This is a genomic window from Thioalkalivibrio sp. ALJ7 (assembly GCF_000376865.1).
Lineage (GTDB): Bacteria > Pseudomonadota > Gammaproteobacteria > Ectothiorhodospirales > Ectothiorhodospiraceae > Thioalkalivibrio.
This window is the reverse complement of sequence record NZ_AQXQ01000012.1, coordinates 63,544-75,070: the sequence shown is the minus strand read 5'-3', so window position 1 is coordinate 75,070 and position 11,527 is coordinate 63,544. Positions and strand designations below refer to the sequence as shown.

Annotated in this window: 11 protein-coding genes; 3 read left to right on the top strand and 8 right to left on the bottom strand. The window is 66.1% G+C overall.

Features of this window, described 5'->3' with window-relative positions; translation table 11 throughout:
- The first annotated feature begins 12 nt into the window (after nucleotides 1-12).
- The 3 genes from D002_RS0109025 to D002_RS0109015 all read left to right on the top strand — a co-directional run bounded on the left by D002_RS0109025 (nucleotide 13) and on the right by D002_RS0109015 (nucleotide 4,142).
- Nucleotides 13-2,073, top strand: coding sequence for a TolC family protein (locus D002_RS0109025; RefSeq protein WP_018141595.1), 2,061 nt, complete (start codon nucleotides 13-15; stop codon nucleotides 2,071-2,073).
- Complete coding sequence (locus D002_RS0109020) at nucleotides 2,057-3,103, top strand: HlyD family secretion protein (protein ID WP_018141594.1); 1,047 nt, start codon at nucleotides 2,057-2,059, stop codon at nucleotides 3,101-3,103. The genes D002_RS0109025 and D002_RS0109020 overlap by 17 nt, the downstream gene beginning before the upstream one ends.
- Before the next feature lie 136 nt (nucleotides 3,104-3,239).
- Nucleotides 3,240-4,142, top strand: coding sequence for an alpha/beta hydrolase (locus D002_RS0109015; RefSeq protein ID WP_018141593.1), 903 nt, complete (start codon nucleotides 3,240-3,242; stop codon nucleotides 4,140-4,142).
- Between the two features lie 78 nt (nucleotides 4,143-4,220).
- Here D002_RS0109015 and D002_RS0109010 read toward each other — a convergent pair whose 3' ends face one another.
- Genes D002_RS0109010 through D002_RS0108975 form a run of 8 tightly spaced genes read right to left on the bottom strand, consistent with a single transcriptional unit; the run spans nucleotide 4,221 to nucleotide 11,511 of the window.
- Nucleotides 4,221-5,936, bottom strand: a complete 1,716-nt coding sequence (locus tag D002_RS0109010; RefSeq protein WP_018141592.1) for a complex I subunit 5 family protein — start codon at nucleotides 5,934-5,936, stop codon at nucleotides 4,221-4,223.
- Nucleotides 5,933-7,453 carry a complex I subunit 5 family protein gene (locus D002_RS0109005; protein WP_018141591.1) on the bottom strand — a complete coding sequence of 507 codons (1,521 nt, stop codon included), beginning with the start codon at nucleotides 7,451-7,453 and terminating at the stop codon, nucleotides 5,933-5,935. The genes D002_RS0109010 and D002_RS0109005 overlap by 4 nt, the downstream gene beginning before the upstream one ends.
- The gene (locus D002_RS0109000; protein WP_018141590.1) at nucleotides 7,453-8,937 is read right to left on the bottom strand and encodes a complex I subunit 5 family protein; all 1,485 of its coding nucleotides are present in this window, start codon (nucleotides 8,935-8,937) and stop codon (nucleotides 7,453-7,455) included. The genes D002_RS0109005 and D002_RS0109000 overlap by 1 nt, the downstream gene beginning before the upstream one ends.
- Nucleotides 8,934-9,359 (bottom strand): cation:proton antiporter subunit C, encoded by a 426-nt coding sequence (locus D002_RS0108995; protein WP_018141589.1) that lies wholly within the window; start codon nucleotides 9,357-9,359, stop codon nucleotides 8,934-8,936. Before D002_RS0108995 ends, D002_RS0109000 begins: the two co-directional genes overlap by 4 nt.
- Nucleotides 9,356-10,351: a hydrogenase subunit MbhD domain-containing protein gene (locus D002_RS0108990; protein ID WP_018141588.1), complete on the bottom strand. Its 996-nt coding sequence runs from the start codon at nucleotides 10,349-10,351 to the stop codon at nucleotides 9,356-9,358. The genes D002_RS0108995 and D002_RS0108990 overlap by 4 nt, the downstream gene beginning before the upstream one ends.
- Complete coding sequence (locus D002_RS0108985) at nucleotides 10,348-10,644, bottom strand: monovalent cation/H(+) antiporter subunit G (RefSeq protein ID WP_018141587.1); 297 nt, start codon at nucleotides 10,642-10,644, stop codon at nucleotides 10,348-10,350. Before D002_RS0108985 ends, D002_RS0108990 begins: the two co-directional genes overlap by 4 nt.
- Complete coding sequence (locus tag D002_RS0108980; protein WP_018141586.1) at nucleotides 10,634-10,951, bottom strand: monovalent cation/H+ antiporter complex subunit F; 318 nt, start codon at nucleotides 10,949-10,951, stop codon at nucleotides 10,634-10,636. The genes D002_RS0108985 and D002_RS0108980 overlap by 11 nt, the downstream gene beginning before the upstream one ends.
- The gene (locus tag D002_RS0108975) at nucleotides 10,948-11,511 is read right to left on the bottom strand and encodes a Na+/H+ antiporter subunit E (protein ID WP_026181626.1); all 564 of its coding nucleotides are present in this window, start codon (nucleotides 11,509-11,511) and stop codon (nucleotides 10,948-10,950) included. Before D002_RS0108975 ends, D002_RS0108980 begins: the two co-directional genes overlap by 4 nt.
- Nucleotides 11,512-11,527 lie beyond the last annotated feature (16 nt).

Sequence of the window (11,527 nt, the reverse complement as noted above, 5' to 3'; positions counted from 1 at the left end):
CGAATGCTTTCCATGGGTTTGTGCTGTCTGTTGGGGGTTGCCCTGGGTGGAAGCGTGGGCGCCGGGGATCGCTTGCCGGAGCTCTTGGAGGACGCCGTATATTCGCCCTCGTTGTTGGCGGAACAGGCCGAGGCCGATCGTTTGCGGGCACAACAAGATCGCCAGTATGAAAGCCACGGCTGGGAGCTGTTCGGCAGCGCAGGTGCGGGGCGTTTCGAAGAGCCTGTCGCCGCGGGTATTAACCGCCGTTACACCGGCACGAGCGCATCGGTTGGGGTGCAACGCCCCTTGCTGGGTAGCGACGAGGAGCAGCGGCGGGCATTCCTGCAGGCGCAAGGGGAGGCGGGGGCGGCCGAATACCGCTATCGGGAACAGCTCCAAGAGATCCGCCGCGATATCGCCGAGGCCTATGCCCGAGTTTGGCATGCCCGCCGTGTTCAGGCGCTTAGCCGTGCGCTGCAGTCGGTGGAGGCAGACCTCGAGAGCGCCCTGAGGGAACGCCGCGATCAGCAGTTGATGCGTGAGGACGAGATCGGACGTTTGCAGCAAACACTCGACACCGCGCGCATGGATGCTGATCAGGCCGCGATCGATGAGGAAGAAGCCCTTCTTGAACTGGAGAGTCTGCTGGGACGCCCCGTCCATTTGCGGCAAGTGCCGGCCTGGTTCGATCCTGACCGGACGACCTGTCCGCTCCAGGAGGCCCACCAGGCGCCCGAGGTCAGGGCCGTCGAGGTGGAGCTGCAAAGCGCCGTGGACCGCGAGGAACTGACACGCTTTGATGCGTTGCAGTCCAATCTGCAGTTTCGCTATTCGTCGACCTATGAAGACGACGTGAGCCGCTTGGGTGGCGGACTCGAGTTTATTTGGACCGTGTCGATCCCGTTGCGATCGTTCAGCGGCGATAGTCCCCTCCGGCGCGAGCTGCAAGCCGAACAGCGCCGCCTTGAACATCTCAAGACCGAGGCGCGCGGTTCCGTCCAGCAGCGCCAGAGTCTGGCCGAACGGCGACTCAGTGTTCACCAGCGCCGGCTAGAGAACCGGGCGGCCGAGGTCGATCGGGCTGCGCGGTCCCTTCGCGTGGCGCAGGACCGAACCGAAGAGGCCCTCGCGGTACCGTGGGAGGAGGTATTGCCCGCCCGCGCGGACTACTACCGCGCCGCCAAAGACTGGCTGGATGCCAGCCTGGAGATTTGGTTGGCGCAGGTTGGATGTGATCAGCTGGCAACGGATCAGCCGCGCAGCCTCGAGCGTGAGGCGCAGGCACGCCATCAGCTCGGAGAACCCGTGCAGACCATACGCCCACTTAGCGGGCCGGCACGCCTTTATGTCTGGCAGAGCGAGCCGGTCATTACCGGCCGTGACACGGATTTCTGGCCCATCGTGGAACGAGCCGGCGTGGACCATGTCTGGTTGTCACTCGACGGTGACCAGATCGATCGGTACGGAGAGACCCCGGCCGATCTGGAACGATTCCTGGGCGAGGCCGAAGGCAAGGGGGTCGAGGTCGGCCTTCTTCTGGGCGAGCCCACCTGGACGCTGCCGGACTACCGCGATGATCTCCTGGACATCATCCGGGACCTGGCCCATATCGGGTTCAGCGATCTGCACCTGGATATCGAGATTGATCAACTCGACACCGAAACCCACGACCGCGATTGGCTCCTGGAGGAATGGCTGGCGACCGTCGCTGCCGCAACCGGAGTCTCTCCATGGCGAGTGGGCATTAGTGCGCATCCACGGGATTTTGGGCAGGCGGATCGCTGCTTGAGTTGCGAATTCGCCGATCGTGGCGTGGATGAGATCGCGCTGATGGCCTATGTGACGCGCCCCGCGAGCCTGCGAGATCGCCTGGAGCCCATCCTCGCACGCGAACCGGGACTGGACTGGGTGCTGGCGCAAAGTGTGGAGCGGGTGTTGCCGCCGGAGAACAGCTGGTTCCAGCACGGCTGGTCGGCCATGCGCGAGGGATTGCAGGCCGCGTTGGAGCCACTGGGTCAGTCGCAGCTCCCGATCGCCATCCAGAGTTATTCGGATTTGAAGGACATGTGGGCAGATGAAGATTCGCTTTGATGGTAACGAGCGGCGGCGAGCAGGCCAGGACTCAGGGCTGCGCGTTCGCTATGGGCCCGCGCGGCGGGCGGCGTTCCGCCTGCGCTGGTATCTGATCCTGCTACTGGTGGCCAGTCCGGTCCTGTACTTCCTGTACTCGCTGATCAGTGACCAAGTATCGACCGAGGTCCCGGCGATGATCTGGTATCCGCAGCACCAACTTCTGGCGCGGGTCCCGGGGTTTGTCGACTCGGTCGAAGTCGAGCCCTGGGACCGCGTGACTCAGGGTGATCAGGTCGTGGCGCTGCGGAGTCCGGAACTGACCAGCAAACTGCTGCAGGTTGAGGTGGATCTCGTGGATTTGCGGCAACGCGTGGCGCATTCAAGACGCGAGCAACAGTCGGACCTGGAGCGACGGATCGGGCTCCTGGAGGTCAATTTGGCCGACCTTCGTGACCACGAAGAACGCCTGGGTCGCTTGATTGAACGGGGGTCGGCCAATCAGGGGGAACGGATACCGATTCGCTCCGAGCGGGGGCGGCTCGAAGAGCGCCTGGCCGAGCTAGAAGGCGAGTTGCAAAGCCTTCCGGAGGTCGATGCTGTCGCCACCTGGCCCGATACCATGCAAATTCGCCACGCCCAGCTTCAATCCGAACGGGCTGGGCTTGAGCAAGAGCGGGCCTTGCTGGTGAAAGAGGCCGAGCTGGATGGCGTGATTACGGAGCAGCTCGTCGAGCCCGGGCAGTTCGTGAACGTTGGAACCCCCTTGTTGCGTTACAGCGGCACCCGGCTGCGTATCGTGGCGTACATCGAGCCGCGCCATCTGGAGCGGCGAATCGTCCCTGGTCGGGAAGTGACGCTCATCCTCCCCGACCGCACGCAGCGGGCGGCGGTGGTGCGGGACACCTTCGGTGCGGCGAATCGTTTGCCCGCCGAGTTGCGAACGGGCATTGGGGATGGTCAGAGTGCGGTACCTGTGATCGTGGAGCCGGAAGAGGCCTTGCCCGAGATTTGGCGAGTGGATCGTCTGCCGGTTCGAGTGAAGTTCTGAATCCGACAGTTGGCGGGGCGTGGACAACCTGTTGAGGGCGATCTCCGGCAAGTGCTGTGCCGAGCGCGATATGTCTCCAGGGAATTTTCCTGCAGCCAGTGAGTCTATTTCAGGATTCCACAATCAGGAGGTCCCCATGTCTCGATGGATTGCAACAACCGCGCTGGCGGTTGCCGGCCTTTTCGCTTCTTCTGCCATGGCTGCGGAGAAGGTCACGCTAGAGCACGACGACCTGACGCTGGTCGGGCATATGAAAGAGGGCATGGGGGCCAGTCCGTCCGATGGCGTGGTGCTGATGCTTCACGGCACCCTGGCCCATGGCCGAATGGAGGTAATGGCTGCGGTGCAGGACCTCCTGGCCGACCACGGGCTGAATTCCCTGTCCATCAATCTTAGCTATGGCATCGATGCCCGCGAAGGGATGTTTGAATGCGACGCCCCAGTGGGCCACGGTATCGATGATCACATGCAGGAAGTGAGCCTGTGGCACCAGTGGCTGCAGGATGAGGGGTATGGCCCCGTGACCCTGTTCGGGCATTCCCGCGGTGCCAACCACATGGCGCGCTATCTGACCGCGCACGAACCGGAGGACATCAAGGGGCTGGTGCTGGTGGCAGCGTCCACCTTCGACGAGGAAGAGGCCGCCGCCGAGTACGAGGAGCAGGCCGGGACGCCACTGCAGGTGCTGCTGGACCGTGCCAAGGAGCTCCAGCGCATGGATCAGGAAGAGACCCTGATGGAAGACGTGCGCTTCCTCTTTTGCGAGGAACTGGACGTCACCCCGCGCGCCTTCCTGGGCTCCTACGAGCCGACCAGCGAGAACGACACTCCGACTGTCATTCGTGGCATTCAGACCCCGACATTGGTGATTGTGGGTTCCGAGGATGACGTGGTGCCGGATCTGCCGGAGAAGGTCGAGGCGGTGAAGGACTCTGGCGATATCAGCGTCATGACGGTGGACGGTGCGGATCACTTCTTCCGCGACTTCTTCGCCGATGACGTGGCCGACTTTGCGGCGGACTTCATCAACCAGCAGTGATCGCTACGCTTTGACCCTGAAGGCCGGTTCCGGGCTTGGAGCCGGCCTTTTTTGTGCGCGCCCATCCGCCTCTGATTGCTACGGCAGCAAGGTCAGGTAGAGGCCGAGCAGGGCGCTGGCGAACAAAAGGCCGATGGTCTCCCAGCGGGTTAATACGCGTTCGGCGGCCTCCAGGCGTGCGCGCCAGAGCAAGCGGATGCCACGCAGGCGTGCCGGAATGCGGCGCGGCCGTGGAGGGGGCAGGGCCAGGCTCCGGCGCTTGTGCCGGGCCGTCCTCCAGGCGGCCTCCATCAGGATCGCAAGGTCGCCTTCCGGCAGGCGTGGGGTGGCGCGGTCCCGCACACAAAGATAGGTGAGCCATCCAAGTCCGAGCCCGAGGGCGATGGGCCAGAGTAGGCTGAATCCAAACAGATCGTGGACCTCGGCAGGCAACGCGCCGGGTGCGGTCCAGACGATCCAGATCGGGATCAACAGCGCCATCAGGGCGAGACTCCCCCAGGCCCACCACCGGCTATGGTCGAGTCCCTCGATGGGCGCCTGGAGTCCGGCTCGCCAGCGCCACAGAAAGCGCAGCAGCACGAGGGTGGTTGCGGTGGCGGCCAGGGTCAGCAGCAGCTCCGTGTGGGCCAGCCAGCCCGGCAGGGCCTCGGCGTCCAGTGGTCCCTTGAGGACATTCTTGGCTACTGCGCCGCTGGTCAGAGGGGCACCGACCAAGGCCGCGGCCGGTAACAGGACGAACAACGCGAACAGACGGCTGGCCAATGGCCCGGTCGGCCGCTGATCCTGCATGCCGGCCGCCAGGAACAGCGCCCCCTTGGCCAGCCCGTGGTGAACGGCGTAGAGCGTGACCGCGGCCAGCAGCCAGCCACGGACTTCCGGCAGCAGCAGGGCCAGTCCGATGCCCGTTGTCATCAGGCCCATCTGCGAGATGCTGGAGTAGGCCAGGATGGTCTTCGGACGGACCTGAAGTGCGCCGATCACTGCCCCGAGGAAGGCCGCGGTGAGGCCCAGTGCGACCAGGAGCTCGCCCAGAATCATATGACCCGTGGCGTCAAAGGGGAGCAGGCGCATCCAGCCGAGCAGGCCCGCCTTGATCATCGCCCCGGATAGTACCGCGCTGGCGGGCACCGGGGCTGCTGGGTGAGCCAGTGGTAGCCAGAAATGCAGGGGTAGCATGCCGGCCTTGATTCCGAGTCCCAGGACCAACAGTGCGAGTGCCCAGCCTTCGGGGCGCGCCGCCGCGACCGCCGCAAGCCCCGATTGCCCGGCCGCATGGACGGCCAGGACCAGGCCCGCGAACAGCAGCACCTCGCCCAGCACCGCGAGAATCAGATAGATGCGTCCGGCCCGCCAGGCCTCGGGTTTGCCCGAATGTACGACGAGCCCGTACGCGGACAGGCTCATGAGCGCGAAGAACAGATAAAAGCTCAGGGCGTCCTGCGCAAGGATCAACCCCAGGTTGCCGGTCAAGGCCAGCAGCCAGAACACGTAGAAGCGATGGCGCTGAGGGTCCTGGCCGCGATCGCCTAGCGCGAACAGGCCGGCGGCCAGCCACAGTCCGGCGGTCAGGGCAAGGAAGGCCCGGCCGGTCGGGTCGAGGGCCAGCTGCGTCCCCATCAACAGGCCATCGATCGAGGCCTCGAGACCGGGCGGCGCGAATGCGGCGAGCAACAGCCCAGGCAGTGCGACCCAGGGCACCAGATGGTTGAGGCGAGTTCGGCCCGGACGCAGCCCGATCAGTACCGCTAGCATCAGCGGTAGCAAGGGGACGGTGAGGAGCAGCGCGGCCGTCACAGGCTGAACTCCGGGAGGGAATAGTCGCGTTGCACGATCAGGCTAACCCAGCCCAGCGGGCTCAGGCCCAACCCGGAGAACAAGCCGACGGCCAGGCCCAACACGGCCGTGAAGACGACCGGGAACAACAGCATCCAGTGGGTCTCGAAGCGGGTCGGACCCGCGTGATCTCTTAGGGGTTCGTGCCAGGGTTCGCGGCGTTCACCCAGCCAGCCGCGGATGATCGGGGGCAGGAAATAGGCCGCATTCAGCAGGCTGCTCAGCACCAGGACGCCGAGTACCCAGTGGGCCTCGGCCTCCAGTGCCCCCAGCCCCAGGTGCCACTTGGTCACGAACCCGGCCAGCGGCGGCAGGCCGATCATGCCCAGCCCCCCGAGCGTAAAGGCGAGCATGGTCAACGGCATGCGCCGCCCAATCCCGTTGAGCTCGCTGATGCGGTGAATCCCCAGGGTCTCGGCGAAGTTGCCCGCGCAGAAGAACAAAGTGATCTTGGTGATGCCCTGGTGCACCAGGTGTACCAGTCCCCCGATGATCCCGAGCGGTCCCGCCAGTGCCACCCCCAGGATGATGTAGGAGACCTGGCTGACGGTGGAGAAGGCCAGGCGTTGTTTCAGGTCGTCGGCCCGTAATGCCTGGATGGACCCGTAGATAATGGTGAAGGCCGCGACGACCAGAAGTCCGGCCGTCAGCCCCAGCTCGATCGCGAGCTCCGCGCCATAGACGTCGTTGACCACGCGGATGATGCCGAAGGCCCCGGCCTTGACCACGGCCACCGCATGCAGCAGCGCACTCACCGGGGCCGGCGCCACCATGGCGATCGGCAGCCAGGAATGCAGGGGAAACAACGCAGCCTTGACCCCGAACCCGATCATCAGAAGCACGAACAGCACCTGTAGCGAGAGGGCGTGGGTCTCGCTCAGGTCACCCAGGTAGCCACCCGGCGTGAAGCCCTCGGCCCCGGCCAGGAGGGTAAGCCAGACGATGGCAGTGAACAGCACGAGCCCGCTGGTCAAGGTGTAGCCAAGATAGAGCCGGCCGGCCCGCAACGCGGCTGGGGTCCCGCGGTGGACCACCAGTGGCCAGGTCGCCAGGGTCAGCATTTCGTAGAAGATCAGGAAGGTGATCAGGTTGCCGGACAGCGCGATCCCCACCGTGGCGCTGACGCACAGCGAAAAGAATCCGAAGAAACGGCTGCGCCGAGGGGATCCCTCCAGGTAGCCGATCGCGTAGACCGTGGTCACGAACCACAGCACCGCGGACAGCGAGGCAAATAGCAGCGACAGGGCATCCGCCGCCAGCACCAGGTCGATCCCCGGCATCAGGGGCAGGCTGAATTGGTACTCGTCGCCGCGCAGGACCCCGGCCAGCAGAACGCCGACCAGGGCCAGCTTGATACCCGCACCGCCGAGGTTCAGCGTGATGCGCAGTCGGTGCCGGTGTTCCGGCAGAAAGAAGATCGCGATCCCCGGCCCGAGGGAGCTGAACAGGATCGCCAGTAGCAGCCAACCGCCATCCATTACGGGGCCCCTGGGGTCAGCGTGAGGGTGTGCAGGGTCAGGGTGCCGGCAAAGCCGGCCAGGGCGGCGACGGTTGCGAGACCCAGCGGAACCCAGTCCATCCAGGGCGAGACCGCTTCACCTGCGCGCTCAGGGCCGCGATGGAACGCCGGGGCCACCATGCGCAGCACGTAGGCGGCGGCCAACAGGCCTCCCCCGGCGATCGCCACCACCCACAGCACGCCAATCACGCTTCCCGCCAGGATCGTGCCCAGGCCGGCCTCCAGCAACAGGTACTTGGCGATGAAGCCGCCGGTAAACGGCAGTCCCATCAGGCTGACGCCGGCCAGTCCCAGGGCAAAGACCGTTCGCGGTCGGGCGCGCAGCACGCCGCCCAGTTCCGCCAGGCGGTCATGGCCAGCGGCATGTTGCAGGGTCCCAGCGGCCAGAAACACCGAGGCCTTGGCCAGGGCATGTACCACCGCGAAGAACACCACTACGCGCCACGCGTCGGGATCGACCAGCATCAGCGGAAAGGCCACGAGCAGATAGCCGAATTGAGCAACCGTGGAGTAGGCCACAATCGACTTCAGGCGCCCGGCACGCAGGGCCTGCGCGGAGCCCCAGATCAGGGCGGCAACCCCCAGCAGGCCAATCAGGATGCCGAAGGCCGGCGTCGCCAGCGGGGCGAATACGCCCATCCACAGGCGCAAAAGGAGATAGAACGATCCGGTGACCACCAGGCCCGACAGCACTGCACTGACTGGAGCGGGGGCGGAGCCATGGGCCGGCGCCAGCCATACATGCAGCGGGAATAACGCCGCCTTCAACATCAGCCCGGCCGTCATCAGCACGGCCGCCATGCGCTCGGTGGGTCCTGCCTCGCTGCGCGCCTCCAGCAGCACCAGATCGAGTACCCCGTGCTCGCCAAACAGCAACACCACGCCCATGAGGAAGCTGAGCGATCCGAGAATATTGATCAGCAGGTAGCGCACGGCGCCGGAGACGGCCGCGGCCGTCCCGGTGAAGGCGACCAGCGCGACCGCGGATAGCGAGACCACCTCCAGGGTAATGTACAGATTGAAGGCATCCCCGGAGAGGAACAGCATGTTCAGCCCGGCCCAGAGCCACAACCAGAGGGGCCAGAACTGGCGCCGTTCGATGCGGTCGTGGATATAGCCCAGGCTGTAAAGGCTGGTCGCCAGCGCCACGATGGCGGTCAGTACCAGCAGGGTCATGGAGAGTCCGTCCAGGTGCAGCATCAGACCCAGAGGCGCCTCCCATCCACCCAGTGCCACGCGGGTTGCGGCGGCCTCGGCCTCGGGCCCTGCCGCCACGAACAGCGCGCTGAGTCCGAGCACCCAGGCGAATACCGCCAGGGCCCCGAATAGCCCAATACGATGCGCCTGGCGCGGCCAGGCGGTGGCCACCACGGCGACCGCCAGCGACAGGCCGACCAGTCCGGCGATGGCCGTCGGCAACCACGTCTCAGGGGCCTCGATCACGGGTTGCGGTCCTGATCCGGGTGCGGTGCGGCAGGCCCGCCGTCGGCGTGGTGTTCCTCGCGCGAGATGTCCTCCACCGGGGCATCGTCGTCCGGTGGGCCGGGCAGCATGACCGCATGACCGGTCAGGCGGGTGAGGTGTACGACTAGGGCCAGGGCGAAGGCGGTGGCACTGACCGCGACCACGATGCCGGTCAGCGTGAGTGCCTGCGCCACCGGATCGGGCGGGCCCTCGCCGCGGGCGGCAACCCCGAGCAGGACCATGAATACACCCGAGCCCATGATGTTCAGAGCGAGGATACGCAGCACCAGGTGATGTCGTCGGATCAGTCCGTACAGCCCCATGGCAAACAGGATGGCACCGCCAGTCGGATACAGCAGGCCCGGGGCCAGCGTATGCGCGAGTTCGGCCAGTCCGTTCATGCGTCATCTCCCGCCGGGCGCCCGGCCACGAACAGGGCGACCAGGGTCAGCGCGATGGAGAGTGTCGCGGCGACCTCGATCAGGATGATCAGTGGATAGGCCCAGGCGTCGGCATAGCCCAGGAATCCGTGCCCGGCGCCGAGGCCGTACAGCCCCACGAGCAGGAACAGTGCGACCCCGGCAGTAATGCCCAGGCGCAGAGGAATGCCCGGCGCCATTGGCAACTGCCGGGGCCGCGCCAGCACCAGGAGGATACCCGCCGCGCCGAGGATCGCCCCGGCCTGAAAGGCCCCGCCGGGCGCGTGACTCCCGGCCCAGAGCACGTATACCCCGGTGACGATCGCCACCGGGACCAGAAGGCGCAGCGTGCCGGGCAGGATCGGCCCCGGTGCCGGGCGCGCCGGGATCAGGTCATGACGCCCCAGGGACCAGGCGCCCAGCAGCGCGATGAGCACGATCGCCAGTTCCAGGAAGGTGTCATAGGCACGGAAGTTCAGCAGTACCGCCGTGATCGGGTGATCGACACCGGAGACATCCATGTGGGCATCGACGACCGGTTCCAGCCCGGTGGATTGCGGCTGATGCCACAAGGCAGTCACCAGCAGGCTGCCCACTACCAGCGCAAAGATCAGCGCCGGGAAGAAGCTGTGGCGTTCGGGTGGTGGGTCATGCAGCGCGCGTAGCAGGGCATGCGGTCCGCTCGGGTCGGGCGGCGGCGTGTGGGGTCGCCCGCTATGGCGCTCCGCCATGATGCTGCGCAGGCGTTCCAGTGTGACCAGGAGCAGGGCCCCGGTGATGCCGGCGCCGATTGCGGCCTCGGCCAGCGCGATATCCGGGGCCTCCAGGCGCACCCAGGCCAGGGCCAGCAACAGCCCGAAGGTGATAAACAGCACCACCGCCCGGAACAGATCCGTGCTTGCCAGGCAGCGCCAGGCCACCCCGATGATCCCGGCCAGAAGGACCAGATCGAAGATCACCAGCAGCAAGCTCATCGGTCCGACTCGAACTCCCCGTGGGTCCAGGTGCGCTGGGCAACCATGTGCGCGGCGGTGGTCCCGGCGGCTAGAACCAGCACCCAGATCAGTATCAGTTTGAGGATGTCCGCCGGCCCGCCCGCCTGGAACATCAGTCCGAGGATGACCAGGCCCAGCCCGACGTTGTCGGCCTTGGTCAGCGCGTGCAGTCGCGAGTAGACATCCGGGAAGCGCAGCAGCCCGGCGGTTCCCGCTGCGAAGAAGACCAGCCCCGCGAGTACCAGGATGACAGTCAGGGTGTTAGCGATCATCGCGAGGGCCCCTATCTTCGGGATGCTGACGATGGACGGGTGTATCCGGCGGTTCCGGCAAGCCGTGCTGACGGACAAAGGCGACGGCCGCGACCACGGCCAGCAGCGCGAAGACCAGGGCCACATCCACCAGGGCCGATTCGCCCAGGGCCATCGACAACAGGAGCAGGATGGTCACACCGGTGGTGCCGAACAACTGTGCCGCGAGCATGCGGTCGCCGGAGCCCGGACCGCGCAGGACCCGGATCAGGCCAAGCAGGATGGTGGCGAGTAGGAATAGCGCGGCCGCCAGATAAAAAGCACTCATGCGTTCTTCTCCTCGTGACGTCCCCGTTCCTTGCGCGGGTCGCGGAAGGCCGCCCGGATGCGCCCCTCAAGGGCGATCAACGCGGATCGGGTGTCCGCATTACGGTCCAGCACATGAAGCGTCAGCAGGCGCCCCTCCAGGCGCACGCTAAGCGTACCCGGTAGCAGACTCACCACCGCCATGAACAGCGTCAGTGGCGGGCCGTGGGCCAGCTCGCTGCGGTAGGTGACAAAGGCCGGCTCGATCGGCAGACGCGGGTGCAGGGCCCGGCGAGCAACATCCAGCCCACCCACGAAAGAGCTGCGCAGGAAGAATCCCAATAGCGCAGGGATGGCTCGCGGCCGCAGCGGCAACGGGCGCCCGACTGGCAGCAACAGGCTGGCGCCGCCCGCCAGGAGCATCGCCAGCAGGGCCAGCGGCTCAAGCAGGGCTTCCGGACCGGCCAGAATCCACCACAAGATGGCCGCACCCACCACGGTCGCCACGGCTCGCCGACTGCGCGAGCGTGTGCGGCCGGCGAAGCGGGTTTTGGTGGGTCCCGAGCGGGTCGTTGGTGTCATTTTGTGCAGGTGGTGC